19 protein-coding genes are annotated in these 24573 nt (G+C 32.1%); 7 read left to right on the forward strand and 12 right to left on the reverse strand.

Annotation, left to right across the window (positions count from 1 at the left end; all coding sequences use genetic code 11):
• Positions 1–329: 329 nt before the first annotated feature.
• Positions 330–908 carry a TetR/AcrR family transcriptional regulator gene (locus tag JM80_RS10065; RefSeq protein WP_075694174.1) on the forward strand — a complete coding sequence of 193 codons (579 nt, stop codon included), beginning with the start codon at positions 330–332 and terminating at the stop codon, positions 906–908.
• A gap of 76 nt (positions 909–984) precedes the next feature.
• Here JM80_RS10065 and JM80_RS10070 read toward each other — a convergent pair whose 3' ends face one another.
• The 9 genes from JM80_RS10070 to JM80_RS10110 all read right to left on the reverse strand — a co-directional run bounded on the left by JM80_RS10070 (position 985) and on the right by JM80_RS10110 (position 17148).
• Entirely contained in the window at positions 985–2928 is a 1944-nt protein-coding gene (locus JM80_RS10070) for an OmpA family protein (protein WP_144709954.1), read from the reverse strand.
• A 12-nt stretch (positions 2929–2940) separates the two neighbouring features.
• A complete protein-coding gene (locus tag JM80_RS10075) occupies positions 2941–3882 on the reverse strand; it encodes a type IX secretion system membrane protein PorP/SprF (protein WP_013619669.1) in 942 nt (313 codons plus the stop codon).
• 37 nt (positions 3883–3919) lie between these two features.
• A complete protein-coding gene (locus JM80_RS10080; RefSeq protein ID WP_186439765.1) occupies positions 3920–10360 on the reverse strand; it encodes an Ig-like domain-containing protein in 6441 nt (2146 codons plus the stop codon).
• A 419-nt stretch (positions 10361–10779) separates the two neighbouring features.
• The gene (locus JM80_RS10085) at positions 10780–12195 is read right to left on the reverse strand and encodes a CCA tRNA nucleotidyltransferase (RefSeq protein ID WP_144709960.1); all 1416 of its coding nucleotides are present in this window, start codon (positions 12193–12195) and stop codon (positions 10780–10782) included.
• 2 nt (positions 12196–12197) lie between these two features.
• Positions 12198–12788, reverse strand: coding sequence for an L-threonylcarbamoyladenylate synthase (locus JM80_RS10090; protein ID WP_013619666.1), 591 nt, complete (start codon positions 12786–12788; stop codon positions 12198–12200).
• Positions 12772–14598 carry a CDP-glycerol glycerophosphotransferase family protein gene (locus JM80_RS16670; RefSeq protein WP_089119073.1) on the reverse strand — a complete coding sequence of 609 codons (1827 nt, stop codon included), beginning with the start codon at positions 14596–14598 and terminating at the stop codon, positions 12772–12774. The genes JM80_RS10090 and JM80_RS16670 overlap by 17 nt, the downstream gene beginning before the upstream one ends.
• Entirely contained in the window at positions 14595–15281 is a 687-nt protein-coding gene (locus tag JM80_RS10100) for an NTP transferase domain-containing protein (protein ID WP_013619664.1), read from the reverse strand. The genes JM80_RS16670 and JM80_RS10100 overlap by 4 nt, the downstream gene beginning before the upstream one ends.
• 132 nt (positions 15282–15413) lie before the next feature.
• Entirely contained in the window at positions 15414–16250 is an 837-nt protein-coding gene (locus JM80_RS10105) for a glycosyltransferase family A protein (protein ID WP_013619663.1), read from the reverse strand.
• Positions 16251–16290: 40 nt separating this feature from the next.
• Positions 16291–17148 carry an ATP-grasp fold amidoligase family protein gene (locus JM80_RS10110; protein WP_013619662.1) on the reverse strand — a complete coding sequence of 286 codons (858 nt, stop codon included), beginning with the start codon at positions 17146–17148 and terminating at the stop codon, positions 16291–16293.
• Positions 17149–17228: 80 nt separating this feature from the next.
• On the opposite strand from JM80_RS10110, the gene JM80_RS10115 reads away from it, so the two are divergent.
• Positions 17229–18050, forward strand: a complete 822-nt coding sequence (locus JM80_RS10115; RefSeq protein WP_089119076.1) for a glycosyltransferase family 2 protein — start codon at positions 17229–17231, stop codon at positions 18048–18050.
• A 69-nt stretch (positions 18051–18119) separates the two neighbouring features.
• Here JM80_RS10115 and JM80_RS10120 read toward each other — a convergent pair whose 3' ends face one another.
• Positions 18120–18935 (reverse strand): 2,3,4,5-tetrahydropyridine-2,6-dicarboxylate N-succinyltransferase, encoded by an 816-nt coding sequence (locus JM80_RS10120; protein WP_144709962.1) that lies wholly within the window; start codon positions 18933–18935, stop codon positions 18120–18122.
• 105 nt (positions 18936–19040) lie between these two features.
• Here JM80_RS10120 and ruvX point away from each other — a divergent pair, with 105 nt between their 5' ends.
• The 5 genes from ruvX to JM80_RS10145 all read left to right on the forward strand — a co-directional run bounded on the left by ruvX (position 19041) and on the right by JM80_RS10145 (position 22251).
• Positions 19041–19451, forward strand: a complete 411-nt coding sequence (ruvX, locus tag JM80_RS10125; RefSeq protein ID WP_144709964.1) for a Holliday junction resolvase RuvX — start codon at positions 19041–19043, stop codon at positions 19449–19451.
• A 45-nt stretch (positions 19452–19496) separates the two neighbouring features.
• A complete protein-coding gene (gene def / locus JM80_RS10130) occupies positions 19497–20087 on the forward strand; it encodes a peptide deformylase (protein WP_013619658.1) in 591 nt (196 codons plus the stop codon).
• Between the two features lie 56 nt (positions 20088–20143).
• Positions 20144–20575, forward strand: coding sequence for a DUF5606 domain-containing protein (locus tag JM80_RS10135; RefSeq protein WP_013619657.1), 432 nt, complete (start codon positions 20144–20146; stop codon positions 20573–20575).
• A gap of 186 nt (positions 20576–20761) precedes the next feature.
• Positions 20762–21853 (forward strand): ATP-binding protein, encoded by a 1092-nt coding sequence (locus tag JM80_RS10140; RefSeq protein ID WP_089119078.1) that lies wholly within the window; start codon positions 20762–20764, stop codon positions 21851–21853.
• Positions 21853–22251 (forward strand): response regulator, encoded by a 399-nt coding sequence (locus JM80_RS10145; protein ID WP_013619650.1) that lies wholly within the window; start codon positions 21853–21855, stop codon positions 22249–22251. The genes JM80_RS10140 and JM80_RS10145 overlap by 1 nt, the downstream gene beginning before the upstream one ends.
• Before the next feature lie 32 nt (positions 22252–22283).
• On the opposite strand, the gene JM80_RS10150 is transcribed toward JM80_RS10145, so the two are convergent.
• Both JM80_RS10150 and JM80_RS10155 read right to left on the reverse strand, forming a co-directional pair.
• Positions 22284–22880 carry a hypothetical protein gene (locus tag JM80_RS10150; RefSeq protein ID WP_013619649.1) on the reverse strand — a complete coding sequence of 199 codons (597 nt, stop codon included), beginning with the start codon at positions 22878–22880 and terminating at the stop codon, positions 22284–22286.
• 79 nt (positions 22881–22959) lie between these two features.
• Complete coding sequence (locus JM80_RS10155; RefSeq protein ID WP_144709966.1) at positions 22960–24573, reverse strand: family 20 glycosylhydrolase; 1614 nt, start codon at positions 24571–24573, stop codon at positions 22960–22962.

Genomic DNA, 24573 nt, shown 5'->3' on the forward strand with positions numbered 1-24573 from the left:
TTGCTATTTCAATTATTGTTTTAAAGAAATTGTTAATTTTTTGTTATTTATTACATATAGTTAATTATAGTTATTATTTGTAACTTTAATTTGTTGCTTACTATAATACTTACGTAAAAAATTATTTTTGGTTTGATTTTAGCTTGTTTTTACTGCTAATGTATCTATGAACGATATATAATGTTAAGGTTGTTTTTTGAGTTCTAAAAGTTAAAGGAATATTAAAGTGTAGTTATTTGTATTGAAAAGTTAACGTACGTTCATATATTTGAGTCTTGTTTTTTCTCGAAAAAGCAGGCCTCAATCAAAACAAGATCAAACTATTTTTTATGAAAAGGATTACAAAAAAAGAATTATTTTTTGAAAAGACACTTAAGTTAATAAGTGAAAAAGGCTTTAAGGCCACAACAATGCGAGACATTGCACACGAGTTGAATTTTGAAGTAGCAAATGTTTACAACTATATAGATTCTAAAGAAGCGTTATTAGAAGATTATTTGTTTAGCACCTTAGAAGAATTTGTTGTCTATTTAGATAATATTATGAATTCTTCGTACTCTCCGGTAGAAAAATTAAAGTTTGTAATTTCTAAGCACGTTCAGTATACACTTAACAAGCCTTATGAGGTTTCTCTTTTTGTATATGAATGGCGTAATTTAAAAGGAGAGAAATTAGAAGAGTTTAAATTAAAAAGAAGCGGTTATATAAGTACTGTAAGTAATATAATTGATGAAGGTATCTCTGAAGGTTCTCTTCGTAAAATGGATAGTGAATTTGCAACTTTTATGGTAATATCTTCTATGCGTTGGTTGTTTAGTATGATTACCAATGATGATATAAAAGTAAACCCAATAGAGATAGAGAAGCAGTTAACAGACTTTATTTTTAAAGGGATAGAAAATAAGTAAATAGTTTATTATTTATGTAACAAAAAAGAGGAAGCTTTAGCTTCCTCTTTTTTGTTTTTATAGGATGTTTTATTGTTTAGTTTTGTACTACAATAAACTCAGATCTTCTGTTTTTTTGGTGTTCTTCTTCAGAGCATTTGCTGTTAGAGTCACAATTGTTTGTAAGCTCTGACTCACCAAATCCTTTACCAGAAACACGCTCAGGCGCAATACCATTATCTAGTAGGTATTTTACAGTTTCTTTAGCTCTTCTGTTAGATAGGGCTAAGTTATACTCATTAGTAGCTCTGGCATCTGTATGTGAACGAACCTCAATAACCACCTCTGGGTATTCTTTAAGGTATGCAAACACTTGTTGCATAGTAATTTGTCCGTCAATTCTAATAAATGATTTATCAAGGTCAAAATAAATAGGATCTAGTTTTAAGTACTTTGTTAAGTCAGTACCAATAGGCGCAGCTCTTTTAATAGGATTTAATTTTACAATAACAGGTTTTAATTCTTTATTGCGTTCCATAGTAAAGGAGGTAGTACCTTGCTCAAACTCTATTTTTTCTCCGAGTAGGGTATAGGTATCATCCCAACAAATATCATTTAGTGTAAAGTTTCCTTTGGTGTCTGTTTTAGTTTCAAAAACCAAGGTATTCTCTTTGTCTTTTACTTGGATCGCAGCATCAGCAATACTAGCCCCCGTTTTAAGATTAACAGCAGTACCATTAATGGTATTGTAGCAATTAAGATTTAGCTCTTTGGTTTGTATAAAGCTATAAATATCATCATACCCTTTACCACCATCACGGTTAGAGGCAAAGAATCCTTTTTGAGTGTCTTCATCAAAAATTAAAGAGAAATCATCTTGTTTACTGTTTACTGGTTTACCTATGTTTAGAATATAAGAATCATTAAAATTGTTGGTAATTTGCGTTGCAAAAATATCTAAACCGCCTAAACCGGGATGCCCATCAGAGGCAAAATACAAGATGTTGTTTTTAGAAACAAAAGGAAATGTTTCTCTAGATTCTGTGTTAATTTTATTGCCAAGATTACGAGGAGCAGAAAAAGTACCATCAGCAATAATATCTACCACAAACAAATCAGACATTCCTCTAGTGCCAGGCATATCAGATGCAAAGTATAGTTTAGTTTCATCAGGCGATAGGGCAGGGTGTGCTACAGAAAAATCATCACCATTAAAAGGCAATTCTGTAATTTTTTTCCACTCATCATTTACCTTAGTAGCTCTATATAATTTAAGTCTACTAACCCCATCTTTATCACGTGCAAATCTCCCGTTATCAGAATTATTTCTGGTAAAATACATGGTATTGCCATCTTTAGTAAAAATAGCAGAAGATTCATGTGTTTTTTTATTTAGTTTACGGTCTAGTTTTCCAGCGTTAATAGGTTTGCCTTCTTCATTAAACTGAGCAGCATATAGGTTTAAAAATGGCTGGTTATTCCACTCGTGAATAGTTCTACGCACAGTTCCTGTATCTCTAGCAGAAGAGAAAACAAGTTTGTCATTGTAATAAGCAGGAGAGAATTCAGATACACTAGAATTTATTTCTAAGTTTTTAATATTGTACCGTCCCGAGTTTTTTTCAATTACTTTTAGGTAGTCTGTATTATTTTCAAATAAAGACGCTCTAGAGTCGTACTGTTTTATATCATCAAACTTACGCATCCAAGTATCAGATTTTTCATATTCTCCAATAGACTTTAGTGATAATGCGTATTTATAGACCTCTTCAGGGTCAACGTTAGCACCTTCTAGGTTAACCAACATCTCATACCATTTAGCGGCATTTTCATACCTAGCATTAAGGTAGTTAGAGTTTGCTAATTTTCTATAAATAGTTTCAGATGTATATCCTAAGTCAATAAGTCTTTCATAAACATCAATAGCTTCAGCGTATTGGTAACTTTCAAACTTATCATCGGCCTTTTTCTCTTTTTTGGTTTGTGCGTTTGTAAAAGCACAACAAAACAAAAAGGCAAGTGTTATGTATTTAAATTTCATTTGTTTTGTTTTTTAGAAGAATCTAGGCGTAATTACTTTTTTGTATCTTGATCTTAGCTCGTACCTTAAAAAAACCTCAAAAGAACCATCATTAAACGAGGTATTTCCAAGATCAGTAGTTTCTTTATCATAGGCTAAACCAAGCATTAATTGGTCACTAAGCTGAAACCCAACAAGAGCACTAAGAGCAGCATCCCAACGGTATGCGGCACCAAAGCTAAATTTATCTCTAAGTAAAAAAGTAGCTGACAAATCGGCTTGTATAGGAGCACCTTTAACAGCTTTAATAAGTGCGGCAGGTTTAAGTTTTAAATCTCTGTTAAGTTCAAAAACATAGCCTGTAATTAAATACAAGTTCATACGTTCTACGGCAAGAAAAGAACTGTTTTGTCCTTGAGAATCATCAAAGTGTTTTGTTTCTAAAAAGTTAGGGACAGAAAAACCAGCGTAGAATTTATCAGTATGGTAATAGATACCGGCGCCAAAGTTAGGGGAGAATTTTTTCTCGATATCATCATATCCTGCCGGAGTAGACTCTTGTCTGTAATTGGCCAGTTTAGAAAAATCTAGATTTAAAAAATGTCCTCCAGCTTTAAGTCCAAAGGATAGTTTTCCTTGTTCACTAGTAGGAACTGTATAAGAAAAAGCAGCATCTATATAGGTATCTTGATTTGTTCCGTTACCAATTTCATCGTGGACTACAGAAAGTCCAAGCCCCACTCTTCTAGAAACAGGAGTGTTAAAGTTAAGCGTTTGTGTTGTAGGGGCACCATCTAGGCCTACCCATTGAGATCTGTGCAAAGCAGCAATACTAAATACACCTCTAGAACCAGCATAAGCAGGGTTAATGGCAATGGTGTTATACATATATTGAGTGTATTGTGCATCTTGCTGAGCAGAAATGTTCTGCAGGGCAAGAAGGACAAAAACAATACTTAGAAGTAATTTTTTCATAATTTATGATTTATGCGTTTAATGGTTGTGTTTAAAGTTATCTATTTAGATATAAATATCCGGCTTTAGATTTATTTTGACCGTTATTATTGTAATTAATAATGTAGTAGTAAACACCAGCAGGAAGTTCTTCATTTTTATTAATAACAACTCTACCGTTAGATATTCCTTTAAAAACATTAGAACCACGATCATATCCTTTAGTTTCAAAAACAATTACGCCCCATCTGTTGTAGATTTGTACGGTATTGTTAGGGAACTGTTCAATATTAATAATTCTAAAGTATCCATCATCTACACCAGGCCCTACAAGGTCGTTGTAAATAGAGATGTCACAAGCAGAACCAGTTGGAGGTGTACCACCAATATTATCACAAGGATCAAGAGGATCAGTTTCATCATCTACTTCTTTACCATCAAGAATTAAATCACCATCGGTATCAGGATTAAAAGGATCTGTACCTAAAGCCGCTTCTTGTGCATTAGTTAAGCCATCCATATCACAATCACTAGCTTCAAGAGGCGTACCACCGTTAGAGTCACAGTCATCAAGCGGGTTGGTATTATCAGTAACTTCTTGTCCGTCTAAAATAGAATCCCCATCAGTATCAGGGTTATTAGGATCTGTACCTAAAGCCGCTTCTTCATTATCAGATAATCCATCATTATCAGAATCAATAGAAAGTACAACTGTACCAGTACCAATATTTCCAGCAGAATCTGTAGCTATTATTTCTATGGTGTCTTCATCTTCTAATATTGGAAATGTACCATTATCTGGTATTGCTGTAGCCGTATCAATGCTCCAATTTCCTGTAGAATCTGTTGTTACTGAATATGAAACATCAATTACACCATCACCATCTGTATCTAAATCAATTAATAGAAGTTCATTAGAATTTCCTTGACCTGTTAATAAAGGAGAAGTTGTATTAGCTGTAAAGCTATCTACTATAGGATCAGTAGAATCAATAGTAGCCGAATCAGCAGCGCTATTAGGGCCAACGTTCCCAGCAACATCTGTAATATTAGCAGTTACATTAATAGAGTTACCATCACCAGGATTAGCAATTATAACATTAATAGTACCATTAGTAATATCTGTAGCATTAAGAACAATGTCTTGAGAGTTTCCATTACCATCAGTAATAGTTACAGTATCACCTGCCACGGCATCAGCCGGAAGAGTAATAGTAGCATCAATATCACCCACTAATTCATCTTGAGAAATTAAACCGTCATTGTTAGTGTCTTCAGTAATAGTTACTGTAGGTGCAGTAGGAGGAGTTGTATCAATAGTAGCCGAATCAGCAGTGCTATTAGGGCCAACGTTCCCAGCAACATCTGTAATATTAGCAGTTACATTAATAGAGTTACCATCACCAGGATTAGCAATTACAACATTAATAGTACCATTAGTTATATCTGTAGCATTAAGAACAATGTCTTGAGAGTTTCCATTACCATCAGTAATAGTTACAGTATCACCTGCCACAGCATCAGCCGGAAGAGTAATAGTAGCATCAATATCACCCACTAATTCATCTTGAGAAATTAAACCGTCATTATTAGTATCTTCAGTAATAGCTACCGTAGGCGCAGTAGGAGGAGTTGTATCAATAGTAGCCGAATCAGCAGTGCTATTAGGGCCAACGTTCCCAGCAACATCTGTAATATTAGCAGTTACATTAATAGAGTTACCATCACCAGGATTAACAATTATAACATTAATAGTACCATTAGTAATATCTGTAGCATTAAGAACAATGTCTTGAGAGTTTCCATTACCATCAGTAATAGTTACAGTATCACCTGCCACGGCATCAGCCGGAAGAGTAATAGTAGCATCAATATCACCCACTAATTCATCTTGAGAAATTAAACCGTCATTGTTAGTGTCTTCAGTAATAGTTACTGTAGGTGCAGTAGGAGGAGTTGTATCAATAGTAGCCGAATCAGCAGTGCTATTAGGGCCAACGTTCCCAGCAACATCTGTAATATTAGCAGTTACATTAATAGAGTTACCATCACCAGGATTAGCAATTACAACATTAATAGTACCATTAGTTATATCTGTAGCATTAAGAACAATGTCTTGAGAGTTTCCATTACCATCAGTAATAGTTACAGTATCACCTGCCACAGCATCAGCCGGAAGAGTAATAGTAGCATCAATATCACCCACTAATTCATCTTGAGAAATTAAACCGTCATTGTTAGTATCTTCAGTAATAGCTACTGTAGGCGCAGTAGGATCTGTAGTATCAATAGTTAATTCTAAAGTAGTAGCATCATTAGTGCTATTCCCAGCCGCATCAGTACTAGTAACCTGTACTTCATTAGTGCCATTAACATTAGGATTAAAAGTTCCACTATCTGGAGTAGCTGTTTGAGTATCAATAGTCCAGTCACCAGAAGCGTTAGCAGTAGTAGTGTATGTAGCACCACCCACAACAACAGTAATAGTAGAGTTAGGTTCAGCCGTACCTGTAAGAACAGGTGTAGTATCATTAGTAACTTGACTATCAACCGTAGGAGTTGTAGGATCTGTAGTATCAATAGTTAATTCTAAAGTAGTAGCATCATTAGTGCTATTCCCAGCCGCATCAGTACTAGTAACCTGTACTTCATTAGTACCATTAATATTAGGATTAAAAGTTCCGCTATCTGGAGTAGCTGTTTGAGTATCAATAGTCCAGTCACCAGAAGCGTTAGCAGTAGTAGTATATGTAGCACCACCCAAAACAACAGTAATAGTAGAGTTAGGTTCAGCCGTACCTGTAAGAACAGGCGTAGTATCATTAGTAACTTGACTATCAACCGTAGGAGTTGTAGGATCTGTAGTATCAATAGTTAATTCTAAAGTAGTAGCATCATTAGTGCTATTCCCAGCCGCATCAGTACTAGTAACCTGTACTTCATTAGTACCATTAACATTAGGATTAAAAGTTCCGCTATCTGGAGTAGCTGTTTGAGTATCAATAGTCCAGTCACCAGAAGCGTTAGCAGTAGTAGTATATGTAGCACCACCCACAACAACAGTAATAGTAGAGTTAGGTTCAGCCGTACCTGTAAGAACAGGCGTAGTATCATTAGTAACTTGACTATCAACCGTAGGAGTTGTAGGGTCTGTAGTATCAATAGTTAATTCTAAAGTAGTAGCATCATTAGTGCTATTCCCAGCCGCATCAGTACTAGTAACCTGTACTTCATTAGTACCATTAACATTAGGGCTAAAAGTTCCGCTATCTGGAGTAGCTGTTTGAGTATCAATAGTCCAGTCACCAGAAGCGTTAGCAGTAGTAGTATATGTAGCACCACCCACAACAACAGTAATAGTAGAGTTAGGTTCAGCCGTACCTGTAAGAACAGGTGTAGTATCATTAGTAACTTGACTATCAACCGTAGGAGTTGTAGGGTCTGTAGTATCAATAGTTAATTCTAAAGTAGTAGCATCATTAGTGCTATTCCCAGCCGCATCAGTACTAGTAACCTGTACTTCATTAGTACCATTAATATTAGGATTAAAAGTTCCGCTATCTGGAGTAGCTGTTTGAGTATCAATAGTCCAGTCACCAGAAGCGTTAGCAGTAGTAGTATATGTAGCACCACCCACAACAACAGTAATAGTAGAGTTAGGTTCAGCCGTACCTGTAAGAACAGGCGTAGTATCATTAGTAACTTGACTATCAACCGTAGGCGCAGTAGGAGGAGTTGTATCATTATTATATGGGTCTGTTCCATTAGTAATTTCTGTTCCATTATCTATTCCATCACCATCACAATCAGCAGATGACCAAATAGCATTACTTGAATCATAACCTGTATATCCCGCTAATTGAACTGGGTCACATGGATCAAAAATTTCAGAACCGTTTGTTACTTCAGTTTGATTATCAACTCCATCTCCATCACAATCTGAAGTATTCCAAGTTGCACTTGGAGTTTCGGTAGCACTTGCTAATTCAAAACTACAAAGGTCTAAAGGATTAGTGTTATCAATATTTACTTCTGTACCATCTAAGACTCCATCACCATCTGTATCAGCCAAGTCAGGATCTGTGCCTGCAGTTATTTCTTCTGCATAGGTTAATCCGTCATTATCACAATCAGCGGTATCAACAGGAACATAAAGACTGTCCGTTGAGGGAGAACAAGGATCTGAAGGGTCCGTATCACAACCATTAGGAATTCCATCTCCATCAGTGTCTAATGGTTGTTTGTTATCATTTAGACCATTAGCATCTGTATCGGGGCCATTATCAATGGTTCCGTTACCGTCAACATCAGAATCAAACTGATTGTTAACTCCATCACCGTCAGTATCGGCTCCGTTATCATTTGTTTCATCTCCGTTAACGTCAATATCAGCACCGTCAACAATGCCATCACCATCAGTATCACAGTTGCCATCATCAGGATCTAAATGATCAGGTAAACCATCCCCATCGGCATCCGCAGTATTATCTATTGTATCTTCTGAGTCTATAATACCATCTCCGTCAGAATCGGGAGCACCTGGATTATTATCAATATCTGAAAAATCATTAATTCCATCACCATCGGAATCTGTTCCGTTATTGGCGATACCATCACCATCAGGATCTATATCCACACCATCTGGAACACCATCACCATCTGTATCTGGGTTATTATTATCTGGGTCAATAGCATCTGGTAAACCATCACCATCTGTATCAATAGTTTCATCTATTAAGTCATTTTCATCTGTGATTCCATCACCATCACTATCTGTTGCAGGATCTGCTACATCACCAGGACATGGTGTTGAATCAAATAAATCATTGATACCATCCCCATCACAGTCAGGACCATTATCTAAAGTTCCATCTCCATTTACATCGGCATCTGCGCCATCTGGAATACCATCTCCATCTGTATCTATGTTATCATCATTTGGATCGCAATCATTAGGCAATCCATCTAGATCATCATCATCAAAAACATACGTAAATTGACTTGTGAATGACTGACAAAAAGCCACATCTATTAGAGCAGAATACGTTCCTGATTGTGTAGGAATAAAAGTATTTCCTGTTTCACCAGGAATAGCTACGCCATCTTTATACCAGGTTATCCCATCCGGTGGCACTGAACTAACCACAGAAAGTTCATCATAACAATAATTTAAATATTGATTAGCCTCTAAATAGGGAGCACTACCAAAACTAGAGAAATAACCACCAAATCCTGCATTACCTGAACCTCCAAATATACTTACCGCAATTGGATTATTACTACTAACGGAATAGTTCCCATTATTATCAATAGGTATTTTATAAGTAACCCATGTAGTACTGTTAGGTACAGCTTTTTCTGTTTCAGTTGTGGCAGTTCCATTAACAAGCACTGTAGAACCTGCAATAGTAGTAATCATTAAACTTGAAGCTGTATATGAGGTTCCTGCAATTACCCTTGGAATCGAAAGTTCATTAAGTTCAGCATCATTAAAACAAGACAAAGGAGGAACGAAGTTTAGACCGTCTGTATTTGCAGCTCCATTAATTCCTATTATCGCGTGGTGTACATAAACGGCAGCCGTAGTTTCAATTAACATGTTTTCGTTAGCTGAAAATTCACTTCCATTAATTTCTAAAAATGTACCATTTTCTACAGAACCATAATAGGAACCATTAACATTAACCGATGTGCCATTGGCTGTACCCGTAATAATAACACGTTCGGCTGAGCCTCCATTACCTTGTATAACTACATATTCAGTACCAAGTAACTCAATAGGTACAAGTTGATCAATTCCCAAATCTCTTCCTCCTTGACTCGCAATGGCATATAAGGTACCTCCAGTAGTTACAGCAATAGGGGCTGTTGATTTTATATCAGCTCCGATAAATCCGGTTCTATTGGCAGTGCCTGTATTAGCTCTTACTGCCAAAATGTAGGATTCTCCTGCATCTAGGGTGAAATTTAGAGCATCATCTGTAATTGCAGTAGCATCTGTATTTCGTTGAATTAATAGATCTGTATCATAGTCTGTAACATCTATTACGGTGCCGTCTTGGGTTGCCATAATACTTAAAACAGAATAACCACCTTTGGCATATGTTGTTCGGTTTGGCGGTCCTGCCCACTTAAAATGAGTCCCCAAGGCCGATGTACCTTTAGATGTTAAACTAGCAGCCTGTGAACTCCCATTTACCTTAAAGTTGGCATAAAAAGCTTCACTTGCGGTCAACTTCAGTCCTGAACCATTTCCATCAATTACATTACCTAGATTTGCGGTGACGGCTGAAGTATACCCACTAGGAGCAGTACCTAAGCTTAAAACGTATGGGGCTCCATTTGTTATGTCATAAGCTCCAGGAGTTCCATTGTTACCTGCGCCAACAGGATTTCCAGCCCCATCTTCAATGAAAACGGTGAATGTAGTAGATGAAGGTGTAGATAAATGGATTTCTTCGTTCCACCAGTTTGAGCTAGAATATTCGCTACAATACATAGGTGGTATGTAATGCACATCACTTAACTGGGCAAAACTTGTTGTAATGAATAATAGACAGAAAAAGTTTAATATGATTTTTTTTTTGACATTAAACTTTGAAAAAATCATTGAATGGAAATTTTTCATTTAAAGGGGGTTAATGGTTACGTTTAATTTTAAAATGTGCTTCGTTTTTTATTGATAGGAAAAAAACTAAGTGTAATGTTTTTATAAATGAGAAAACACTTCTTTTAACCTGTTTTATTCAAATATATCTATGAATAAATGGTTAAATAATTATATGTTGTCTAACACGAAGAAAGTGTAGATGAATGGTAGAAAAGTGTATGTGAAGGAAAACATAAAAAATGTATGTTTATGTTTTTATGAACTTTTGTAGGTATTGTAAAAATTGATAAAGAGAAAAATATTGGTAGTTATAAACCTAGTTCTTTACCTTTTTTAAGCATAAAATTATATGCTTCATTATAGTCATTAGGAATTGTACCATCTAAAATAGCTTCTTTGATAGCTTCTTTTAAAATTCCAATTTCTTTAGATGGTTTTAAATTAAAGGTTTTCATAATTTCTTCTCCAGTAACTGGAGGCTGAAAATTACGAATTTGATCTCTTTCTTCTACTTCAACAATTTTTTGTCTAACTAGTTTAAAATTGTTGCGGTATTTACGTTGTTTTTTTGTGTTTTTTGTAGTGATATCTGCTTCACATAAAATCATAAGGTCTTCTATGTTTTCACCAGCATCAAAAATTAAACGCCTCACAGCAGAATCAGTTACAAAATCTTCAGAAAGTACAATAGGTCTAGAACTCATTAGTACCATTTTTTGTACATATTTCATTTTATCATTTAACGGCATACGTAATCGTTTAAACAATTTGTATACCATTTTAGAACCAATAAATTCGTGACCTCTAAATGTCCATCCCTTTTTTTTATGAAACTTTTTTGTTGGTGCTTTACCAATGTCATGTAGTAATGCAGCCCAACGCAACCATAAATTATCTGTATTTTCAGAGATATTATCTACTACCTCTAAAGTGTGCCAAAAATTGTCTTTATGTTTATGACCTTCAATTTCTTCAATACCTTGTAGAGCACTTAACTCTGGTAAAATAAATGGTAATAATTTTGATTTATGAAGAAGAGCAAAGCCTATAGAAGGTTTTGAACTGTTCATAATTTTATTTAACTCATCAACAATACGCTCTTTAGATATAATATTTATTCTGTCTTTATTTTCCGTTATAGATAAAAACGATTTTTCCTCTATATTAAATTGTAGTTGAGTAGCAAAACGTATTGCTCTCATCATACGCAAAGGGTCATCAGAATAGGTTACGCCTGGTTCTAAAGGAGTTTTAATAATTTTATTGGCAAGATCATTTATTCCATTAAAAGGATCTAATAACTGCCCATATGTGTTTTTGTTTAAAGAAATAGCCATTGCATTAATGGTAAAATCTCTTCTATTTTGATCATCTTCTAGAGAACCATTTTCAACTATAGGTTTTCTACTATCTTCATGGTAACTTTCTTTACGTGCACCAACAAACTCTAGTTCTAAGTCGTTATACTTTAGCATAGCAGTACCAAAGTTTTTAAATACAGATACCTTTGGATTGGTAGGTAATTTAGAGGCTACTTTTTGAGCTAACTCTATACCACTGCCAACAGCAACAACATCTATATCTTTAGGTGTTCCTCTTTTTAATAGAGAATCGCGAACAAAGCCCCCAATAACGTAGGAGGCTACATTAAGTTCTGCAGCTGCTTCTGCTATTACTAAAAAAATTGGGTCTTTAATTGCGTCTTTGTAGTTATCTTGCGTCATTCCTATTTCCGAATCACCTTTACTGTACCATCATTACTTAATTTAATGATTGATGAAGGGGTGACTTTTTGTATGTTACGCTGCAAATTTACGGCATAGTCTACACCTTTTAAAATATCAGAACTTATTTCTTTAAAACTTTTAGCAGTGGGGTCTCCAGAAAGGTTTGCAGAAGTAGAAACTATAGGTTTTTTAAATTTGCTTATTAAGTATTGACAAAATTTATCTGTTGCAACTCTAATGGCCAAGCTTTTATCTTCTGCTATTAAATTTTTGGCAATATTTTTTGGGTTGTCATAAACAATTGTTGTTGGTTTGTCTGCAATATCTATAATATCAAAAGCAACTTCAGGAACTTTTTCTACGTGCTTTTCTAACATAAAATCATTTGCAACTAAGCAAATCATTGTTTTAGTATTGGCTCTTTTTTTAAGCTGATATATTTTGTTTACGGCATCTTCATTAGTTGCGTCACAACCAATACCCCACACAGTGTCTGTTGGGTATAAAATAACACCACCATTTTCTAAAACAGTAATGCATTTATTTATTTCATCAATAAAATTTTGATCAGGTTTATTTTTGCTCGCCATTATGCAATTGTTGTAGTTTTTTATATCTCTCTTTTGTTGCGTTAGCATAGAGATAACTTATTATAATTCCTTTGTTACCATCTAAAATACCTAATTTAATAATATAATGCTCTAAAAACTTACCTATAGGCTTTATGTAGAGATGATACGGAGTGGCTTTTTTATTTTTATCAAAATCTTCTTGAGCTTTTAATTGCTCATATTTAATTCTTTTTTGTTTATATATGTTGTAGTCAAAATAAGCATAGTGAATTAATTTATTTTTAAGGATAGATGACTTACCGCTAACCTCTAAGGTTTCATGAACAATTCTTTTTGTAGAAAAAGCAACCTTTTCTTTGTTAAATAGCCTGTAGTTTTTATCGTTTTGCCAACCGCAAAAGCGTAATATTTTATTATTAAACATAAATGTTCTGTAAACAAAAAAGGCAGAAATATTTATGTTTTTATTGTTTATAGTTTTTAAAATTTCTTGCTGTAAATCATCAGGGATCCTTTCATCAGCATCAATAAATAAAACCCATTTGTTTTGAGCTAGACTAAGAGCATAGGCTTTTTGGTCAGAATAGTTTTTAAATGCTCTTTGAATTAAAGAAACTTTTGGGTGTTTTTTTATAGCTTCAACTGTTCCGTCTGTACTATACGAGTCTACAATTATAATTTCATCAGCAAATTTTAAATTCTCAATAACAGCGTCTATATTTCTAATTTCGTTGTATGTAATTAATAAGGCACTTAATTTTTCAGACTTGCGACCATTGAAGGTATTTTTTATTGGTTTTCCAAAAATAGAATTAATTTTAAGAGCTCTGTCTATAGGAAGTTTACGCTTAGCAGGCACACCGTTGTTATGAACAAATTTTTTAGCAGCATTTAACATACGCTCTGCAGATTTACCATCTGAGTATGGGTGGTATTCATCTTGAATATATTTTCTTTGACTAGAAAATGGGTCGTTTTCAAGATTAGTGATTATTTTTTCTTGTAGATTATTATAATTTGTAGAATTATCCCAGTATATAGTTTTATTTATGTTTTTATAGGTTATAACAGGTTTATTTAGTAATAAAAACTCATAAATAACAGAAGAAGTATCACTCACCATTAAGTCTGATAACAGTAAATATTTTATAATATTATTGTCTTCTATAAAAATAACGTTCGCATTTTCTTTTGAAATAACCTTGTATGTGTTTATTAAGTCTTTACTCATTAAATCATGAAATTTAATAAGTATTAAATAATTAATATTTTTAGCTGCAGATTTAATTTCATTTACCAAAAAAGGAGCAGAAGTAAGACTAGGTGAAAAAGTAGGCGCATAAAGAATTATTTTTTTAGCGTTATAACTTTTTAACAATTCACTTTTTTCTGTATCATATTTATTTTTTTCAGAATAGTAGATATCTAATTTAGGCCACCCAGTTTCTACAACTTCAAAGTTTTTATATTTACGCTTAAACTCTAAAAATTTTTTTGTAAAATACGGTCCTTGGGTTAAGTACAAATCAAAATAATGTCTTATTTTAAAATGACCTTTTTTTTCTCCTGCCAAGCCATGAAATATTTGTACTTTAACTCCTTGTATATAATAAGGCACTTCATTTCCTGGTGAAAATATAATATCGCTTTTGTAAAGTTGTAAGTCTACTATTCTAGTGGTGTAATTATCTGTTTTATAAGGGAATTTTTGGGTAAGTTTAGAGTCAATGTACCATAAAAAATCATCTCCTTTTTCAATCAATAAATTCTTAATTGGATTTAGGATTCCAAAGGCATATGCATTTTGACAAAATAAAATTACTTTCATTTATAAAATAAATTGTTGGCATTCACTAAATCTTCTTTAAAATCTACCTCCATACAGTTATGCTTAGAAATATCAACAGCAGATAATGCTATATTGTCTTTTTCAATTGCTAATTCAAGCCCTTTTTCAAAGTAATCATTATCATCACATTCTTCCAGTCTCTTAATGAATGATTGGATATCTTTTTTTGCTATATAATTTATGCCTACAGCTTCACCAAGACCATTTTTTACAGACTTAGAAAGCTCAAAGATAAAATTATCTTTTAATGTATATTTTATTTCTTCGTCTGCAACACTATTAGTATTAACAGCAACAAAAGAATTGTCGGTTTTTATTATAGGTAATAAAGTATTTAAAAGAGTTTCATCAAAAACAACATCACCATTTAACCATAGTACAGATTGATTAGTATTTTTTAGCAATGCTCTTAATAAACTTTTTGATGTGTTTGTACAGTCAAAAAAAGGATTGTAAATATAGTTTAATTCAGGAAACCGTTCCATAATTAAATCTTTTTTAAAACCAACAACAACACTCACGTCATTGATATTAAAAACTTTAGACAGATTCTCTATCTGCATTTGCATGATACTTTTGCCATTATTTAGTTTAGTAAGTGGCTTAGGAAAAGGGTTTCCCAATCTAGATCCTATACCAGCAGCAAGTATTACTATTTTCATTTTAAGTTCTTTAATAATTTAGGGTATTAATGTATTATTATAAGTAATAGATGCATAAAACTTAAATAAGTTAGCAACATAAATTATTTTATTTAGATTGTTAAATTTTTTCTGCTTTTTTTCAGAAATAACTTACCTTTTTTGTTTTTTTAAAATTGAAACTAAGTCAAAATGGTCAGATAGTGCTTGCCACTGAGTCTCATTTTTTTTCTTTTTAACATTTTCTTCTTTAAGAGATACTTTTTGACTTCCCATAATTGGTATAGGTAGTTTAGGCTTAAAACTAGATTCTTTAGTTATTGTGTTGTTTAATAAAGACATTCCTTTAAACCATAAGTCATCTGCTTTAGGTGCTAGTTTTAAAAATAAGTTTTTATTAAATATTGTATTGGGCATAGAGTTAGGAGGGTATAATACTCCCCAAGATCCTATAGGTAAGTAAGGGTTATGTAAATTAGTTTCTTCTCGAGTTCTCCACTTAATAAATGGCAAGTAGCTGCCATTTTCATTCATTTTTATTTGGGTAGCTCTATGAGCAATAATGCAATATTTATGCTTTAAATGTTCTTGGTATAGTAATTTTAACCAATTGTTATGATACATTTGGTCATCATCACAAGTTACAATTATAGAAGAAGGGTTTTCTTCTAAAGTGTGTATTAGTTTTCTGTGCGAGCAAGTTAATTTAGAATATTTAATTTGAAATATTTTAGACTCTAACTTAACAAGTTTTTTTGGTAAATTATTTTTTAATGAATCATTTAACCATAAAATTATTTTTTCTGGTAAGACTGTCTGATTTAAAATACTTTTGATAACCAAATCTAAATTATTTAACCTAGTTGGTATAGAAGTTAAAGAGACTATTACAGGGATGCTATCTTTATGCTGTACTAATTTTTTTTGTGATTTTAATCTATACTTGCAAGTATGGTATATAGAATGGGGTAACTCTTTAAATACTTTCATTTATATTTTGGTTAAGTAAGATTATTAGAATAATGTTAATTTAAATTAGTGGAAGCTTAAAGTAATCACCAACAATTTTATTATATTTTTCTGGATAAAATTCTTTTCGAGCATCTGTAGGGTAAAATGTCATTTCTCCAAACACAGATGAACCATTTACAGAGTAAAAATCAACTCTAACAAAAGGAAATCCTTCAGATAGTTTTTTGGACAAATCAATAAGTTCATTAAAATTAGTGGGCTTATTAATTTTATTTGGGTCTTTCTTCTTCCAACCAAATGGCATTTCTTCCCAATTTAAACTGTAAAAATATTTTCCTAAAGTATCAGACTGAGCAATTAAAAATTTTGGTTCACCGTCAAAACAATAAAACTTATAATCTATTAAATCATTAGTTATTTCATCTTGCATAAACTGTTCAATAATTAACCTTGGTTTTACATTTTTATATGCCCATTCCAACCCTCCTCTATAGTATTGGTTTTTGTTTAACCATTTATACATTTTTAAGTTAGCCTTGGTTTTATTCACTTTAGATTTGTCTGTTACAACCAAATTAAAATTACATCCGTGAACACCTTTAATCACAAATTTTTCTGGTAATTTGTCCCAGTCAATTTCTTTTGGAGAATTATAAACTCCTATACAATCATTTAAGTATTGTTTGCCTATCTTTTCTTCTACAAATTCTCTTACAGCGTATTTGTCTACTAATTTTGGTAATAGAGGATTTCTGTAAAATACTTTATACCATGATAATTTTTGATTAAATTCTATTGGGTTGTTATAATCTAATTTTTTACCTGTATAATACTCATAGTAATGCTTAACATAAAATTTTTGAGGCAAAAATTTAAATGTTTTAATGAGTTTTACCCAAAATTTTCTTAATATCATTTTTCTATTTAGTATTGTTTTTCAAAAGTAAAGATTATTAAAATAATCCTTAGTACTTTTGTTATCATTTTTAATTTTATATGAAAGCACCAGACATTTCCGTTATAATAAGTACATACAATTCTGTAGAGTGGTTAAAAAAAGTACTTTGGGGTTATAACACACAAACAATAAATAATTTTGAAGTTGTTATTGCGGATGACGGTTCTAGAGAAGAAACTAAAACAGCTATAGAAGAGTTAAAAAAAGTTGTAAATTATAGTATAACTCACGTTTGGCATAAAGATAATGGCTTCCAAAAATCTCAAATATTAAATAAAGCAATTGTAGAAACTAGAGCTCCATATATTATAATGTCTGATGGAGATTGTATACCAAGAAAAGACTTTGTAGAAATTCACAATAATTATAAAGAAGAAGGATATTTTTTATCTGGGGGTTATTTTAAGCTTCCTATGAATATATCAGAATTAATTTCTAAAGAAGATATAGAAACAAATACATGTTTTTCAATTTCATGGTTAAAAAAACATGGACTAAATGCGTCTTTTAAAAATAATAAATTAAGGTTTACTGGTTTTGGAGCTAAATTTTTAAATACAGTTACTACTACCAAAGCTACATGGAACGGACACAATTCTTCTGGTTGGAAAAAGGATATTTTAGCCGTTAATGGTTTTGATGAACGTATGCAGTATGGCGGTCAAGATAGAGAATTAGGTGAGCGCTTAGTAAATTTAGGGATAAAAACGAAGCAAATAAGGTACAGTGCTATTGTTATACACTTGGATCATCCTAGAGGTTATGCAAATAAAGAAAGCTGGAAAATAAATAACGATATTAGAAAAGAAACACGTAATTTAAAGCACAAAACAACTAAGTTTGGAATTAATAAAGAGTAATTTACTTTACATAAACACAAAGCCCACAATTACAATTGTGGGCTTTGTGTTTATGTAATATATAATATACTAAACAGCAACATCATACTCTCTTAAAGCATCATTTAAAGATGTTTTTTTATTGGTACTTTCTTTACGTTTACCAATAATTAAAGCACAAGGTACATTGTATTCGCCAGCAGCAAATTTTTTAGTGTAACTACCTGGTATAACTACAGAACGTGCAGGTACTCTACCTTTCATTTCTACAGGTGTATCACCAGTCACATCTATAATTTTAGTACTCATTGTTAAAACAACATTAGCACCTAAAACAGCTTCTTTTTCTACTCTTACACCTTCTACAACTATACATCTAGAACCTATAAAAGCTCCATCTTCTATAATTACCGGAGATGCTTGTAATGGTTCTAAAACACCACCAATACCAACACCACCACTAAGGTGTACATTTTTGCCAATTTGCGCACAACTACCAACTGTAGCCCAAGTATCTACCATTGTACCTTCATCTACATAAGCACCAATATTTACGTAACTAGGCATTAATATAGTACCAGGAGAAATGTAGGCACCGTGTCTTGCAACAGCATTAGGTACTACACGTATTCCTTTTTCTTTATAACCTCTTTTTAAAGGCATTTTATCATGGTATTCAAAAATACCAGCTTCTAAAGTTTCCATATTCTGAATAGGGAAATAAAGAACAACAGCTTTTTTAACCCATTCGTTTATTTGCCAATCATCTCCTTTAGGCTCTGCACATCTAAGTTTACCATTATCAATTAGGTTAATAACTTCTCTAATGGCATCCTGTGTAGCTGTTTCTTTTAATAAATCTCGGTTATCCCAAGCAGCTTCTATAGTTTTTTGTAATTCTGTCATTTTTTTGTAAAATCAATTTTAGCAAAGATAATAGGTGAGGCTTAATAATTTAATCAAATGTAAACATATAACAATTTATATATTATTTTTGCCAAAAAAAACAGTTTGGGTAGATTACTAGCTATAGATTTTGGAAAAGTGCGTACAGGCATAGCTGTAACAGATGAGTTGCAGATAATAGCATCTGGTTTAACAACCGTAGCAACTAAAGAGCTAATAACATTTTTAAAAGATTACATAGCAAAAGAAAAGGTAGATAAAATTATAGTAGGAGAGCCTAAACAAATGAATAATACAGCGTCTGAGTCAGAAGTGTTAATTGTTCCTTTTTTAGAAAAACTTACAGCTGTTTTTCCTAATATGATTATAGAAAGAGAAGATGAACGTTTTACATCTAAAATGGCATTTAAAGCAATGATAGATAGTGGGTTAAATAAAAAAAAGCGTAAAAATAAAGCACTTGTAGATGAGATTAGTGCAACAATTATTTTACAGTCTTATTTAAGTAGAAATTAAAATTTTAGTTGTTAATAGAACAACGTATAAAAATTAAGTGATAATATGATTTTACCAATTACAGCATACGGTGATCCTGTGCTAAGAAAAAAAGCAAAAGACATAAACCAAGACCATCCTAAACTAAAGGAGCTTTTAGAAAATATGTGGGAGACTATGTATAATGCAAGCGGAGTTGGTTTAGCAGCACCACAAGTTGGTTTGCCTTTGCGAATATTTTTAGTAGACACAACTCCTTTTTCTGATGATGAAGATTTATCTGCAGAAGAACAAAAAGCTTTAAATGGTTTTAAAAAAGCATTTATTAATGCTAAAATTATTGAAGAAACAGGAGAAGAATGGGCTTTTAATGAAGGATGTTTAAGCATACCAGACATTAGAGAAGATGTATCTAGAAAGGAAAATATAAAAATTACTTATTTAGATGAAAACTTTAAAGAACATACTGAGGAGTATAACGGTTTGTTGGCAAGAGTTATACAACATGAGTATGACCATATTGAAGGTATTTTGTTTACAGATAAACTATCTTCATTAAAGAAAAGATTGCTTAAGAGTAAGTTAGGAAACATTTCTAAAGGAAAAATTAGAGTAGAATATAGAATGCGTTTTCCTGAAATGAAAAAAGGAAGATAGTTTTCTTTTTTATCGCTATAAAAAATATAATATTTGTAATAGATATAAAGTAAAATATGAGTTTAGATAAAATTTTATCAATTTCTGGCAAGCCAGGATTACACAAGTTAGTAACACAAACACGTACCGGTTTTGTAGCTGAGTCTTTATTAGACGGAAAAAGAAGTACGGTAAATATGCGTACAAATGTTAGTGTTTTATCAGAAATTGCAATATATACGTTAGAAGAAGAGGTTCCTTTAAGAGAGGTATTTAGTAAAATACAAACTAAAGAAAACGGAGAAAAAACATCTGTTAAGCATAAGGATGATAAATTAAAATTAGAAGAATATTTCTTTGAGGTATTGCCTAATTATGATGAAGACCGTGTGTATGCAAGTGACATTAAAAAAGTAATACAGTGGTATAATTTGTTACATGACCATGGTATTACAGATTTTTCTGAACCTAAAGAAAACAAAGAAACTGAAGAGTCTGCAGCAGAATAATAACAGACCATTTAATATATAAAAAGGCAACATACGTTAAAGTATGTTGCCTTTTTTGTTTAACATATCTTTTTTACCATTCGTCTACACTAACTGTTTTTTCATAGTATAACACCTAAAATCATAAGTGAAAAGTTTCAAATTTGTACCAGATTACAGTTTTAACCCCAAATAAAAACAAGTAGTATGAGTGCAAAAGTAATGAATGTAGACAATGAGATTAAAGGAGCTTTTTTTGATATGGCACACACACCTAGTGTAGTATTTGATAAAAATATGGTGTTTTTAGATATGAATGAAGCTGCCATATCTACCCTAAATATTAAAAAATGCGATTTTATAGGTAAATCTGTACTTGAAGCATTTCCTTATTTAGAAGGTACAGAAAGGTTAGAGGCTTATAAAAATGTTATAAAAACAGGAAAGCCAATAAGTCTAGACGAAATTTCTTTTTATACAGATGATAAAACTTTTGTTTTTATAGTTAGAGCTTTTAAAGTAGGGGAAGGGCTAGGTGTAACTACACTAGATATTACTAACCTAATAACCACAATAGATAAGCTAAAAGCAACACAGAATAATTTACAAATTGTAAATAAAAATTTAAAACTTAAAAATAAAGAGCTAGAAGAGTTCTCTTATGTTGCTGCACATGACTTAAGAGCTCCTTTAACCAATATGCAAAGCCTTTTTGGAATGTTAGAGTCTAGCAATGCTATAACAGATGAAGTAAAACCAATATTTGATAAGCTAAAATATGTTGGTAAACTTATGTGTGATAAGTTAAAGGCTTTAAACAATGTAATTGCCTTAAAATCTAATTTAGAAGACAAAAAAGAAAAAGTAATTTTTAAAGAAGTTGTAGCAAAAATAAAAGTAATACACTCAGAAAAAATAATCGGTAGTAGAGCAATAATAAAAGAAGATTTTACCGCTTTACCAACTATTAATTACAACCCTGTACAGTTTGATAGTATTTTGCATAACTTAATATCTAACGCTATAAAATATAAGCATCCTCGTAGAAAACCTATTATACACGTATCTACACATTTAGAAAACAATAAGCCAGTTTTAATAATTAAAGATAACGGTTTGGGTTTTGATACTAGTAACGGAAAAAGTAAAGTATTTGGCTTATTTAAAAGAATGCACACACACGTAGAAGGCTTGGGCGTTGGACTTTATATTATACACTCAATTATTGTGGGTAATGGAGGCCAAATAGAAGTTGTAAGCGAAGAAAATAAAGGAACACAATTTAAAATATATTTTTAATGGAGAATAAAACAACCAACTTATGTAAAATTTTGCTAATTGAAGATGATGTAGTAACTAACTTTATAACTACTAGTAAATTAAACAACTTAGGATATAGTAATATAACAGCTGTAGAAAATGGTAAAGAAGCTATTGATTATTTAAAAGATAATAAGCCAGACTTAATTGTTTTAGATCTTAATATGCCTATTATGGATGGGTTTGAATTTATGGAGAGCAAAGAACAAAATTGCATTTGTATGGGTGTGCCAATTGTAATTGTTACATCTTCTGGTAGGCCATCTGATAAAGAAAAAGCTAAAACATTTTTAGATGTAATAAGCTATTTAGAAAAACCATTAAATTATGATAAGCTCCAAAAAATACTAATGTCTTTAAGGCAGTGCTTAAAATAATAAAAGCCTTGCTTGCAAGGCTTTTATTTGTGTTATCCTCTTCTTCGTTCTAATAAAATCATCATCATTAAGCCAAGCATTATACGGTCATCATCATCACTATCCATTTCTCCTTGTTTGCTTAATTCAAAATTTCTGCCAAAAAATGAAGCAGATTTTTTTAGTTTAATAATTGGTTTTCCTTGGTTATCCTTAACCATATAAGAAGGGTTAAATAAATAACCTGTAAACATACCTAATATCGGAATCTCTCCTAGTACAGAGTCAAATACTTTAACCCAAGGGTTTTCTTCAGATATATTGTATTGTTGTTTTTGGTTTTCATCAATAATATCATAATGTGCTTTCCATATAGACCTCCAACCTTTACGAGCAACTTTACCAAATTCTTTGCCGTTTTCGTCTTTAAAGGCATATGCAGCAGAAAAATCTAACCACTTATCAGCTTTAATACTGTAATTAACTTTTGTTTTAGACTCGTTACTATAAATTTTAATTTCTTCTTTAAACTTAAACATCTTTTGTTTTACATAAGCTATTGTTTTACCAGTAGCATCTGTAGCTGTAAAATCATTAGAAAATGAAGATATTTTAAATTGAAACTTAACAGGAAATTGAATGTTTTGCATAAGAGTTTTTCTAATTTTTTTATGTTATGTACAAGTAATATAACTCTTACATTCTTGTGTTATTGTAAATTAAAAACCTTTAATCTTTTTCAATGTATTTATATGTGTGTTTGCTTTTTTTCCAGTCTATAAGTTTAGTTGGGTAGTATTTAACATTCATACGGTCTAAATAAGGTGCTTGGTTAGCTAATCTATTTTTATAATTTTCCCAATTTCTGTTTTCTTTTATGGTCCAGTTAAGCTCAGAGTAGCCAATAATTCTAGGAAAAGCTAAATATTCTAGCTCTTCAATATTGCTTATAGTCTCAGACCATAAAGGAGCTTCTATACCTAATACCTGTGCTTTAGGTAAGTTTTTTACAAAGGTTTCTGGTGTCCAGATATAAGCAGAATCTACAGGTATATAAGTTGCCCAAGTTAAACCGTGTTTAGACAAGGTATCATATTTCATATCTAAATAAGCTTTTTTGGCGGGAGACAAAATAATCTTCATACCCTTATCTAGCGCTAAGTTTGCATTTTTTTCGCTTCTCCAAAATTGAGCAACAGCATTGCTACTTATATCTGTAGTAGCAATTTCATCCCAACCAATTGGAGTTTTTCCGTGACTTTCTACAATTTTAGATACTTTTAAAATAAATTTTCTAAAATCCTTCTTTTTTGTAACGTGGCTTTCATCTCCTCCCAAATGAAAATAAGGGCCAGGAGAAATGGCAGAAATTTCTCTTACAACATCATCTACAAAAGCATAAACAATATCCTTATTTGTATCAAAAGTGCTAAAGCCTACACGCATACCGGTATAAACTCTAGGCGTTTTTCCGTTTCCGTTTAATTGCGGATATGCAACTGTTGCAGCATTAGTATGTCCGGGCATATCTATCTCTGGTACAATTGTAATATGCCTTTCGGTTGCATAACGTACAATTTCTTTAAAATCTTCTTGGGTATAAAACCCTCCAGGGCCACCGCCAACTTCTGTGCTAGCTCCAATTTCTATTAGTTTTGGCCAAGATTTAATTTCTATTCTCCAACCTTGGTCATCAGTTAAGTGCAAGTGCAGGGCATTAAATTTATAATATGCTAATACATCTAGGTATTTTTTTACGTCACCAACACTAAAAAAATGTCTGGCTACATCTAACATAGCACCTCTGTACTCGTAATTAGGTTGATCTAGTATTTTTCCGCTAGGTACAAGCCACATTTTATGGGTAGTAAGCGTATCATTACTTTCTTCTGGTATAATTTGTCTTAATGTTTGTATGCCTCTAAATGCACCAGCAGCTGTTTTAGCATTTATAATAATAGAATCTTGCGTAATATACATTTGGTAAGCTTCCTTACTTTTAAGTTCCAAACTATCTGTTTTATTAATGTATATAATTTTAGCTTTTTCAATATTATTAACAGTATTTACAGGAACTTCTAAATTAATTTTAGTACTAATTTTGTTAGATAAAAAAGAACCTACTTGCTCAAAACCAGAGTCATTAGAGGTATAAATTGCAGTGTTTTTGTCTAAACCAAATGCACTATTGGTGGGAGTTATTTTTAATGGCAAGGGAACCATATTTTCTGCAGATAAATCTGTAGTTGGGTAGTTAATAATTACTCTTTTTTCTTGGCAAGCAACTATTAAAAAAATGCCAATAAGGGTTAATAGTGTTCTAAATAAGATAGAATTTTTCAT

Origin of the sequence: Cellulophaga sp. RHA_52 (assembly GCF_007827205.1) — a bacterium.
In the GTDB taxonomy this organism is placed as follows: Bacteria; Bacteroidota; Bacteroidia; order Flavobacteriales; family Flavobacteriaceae; genus Cellulophaga; species Cellulophaga lytica.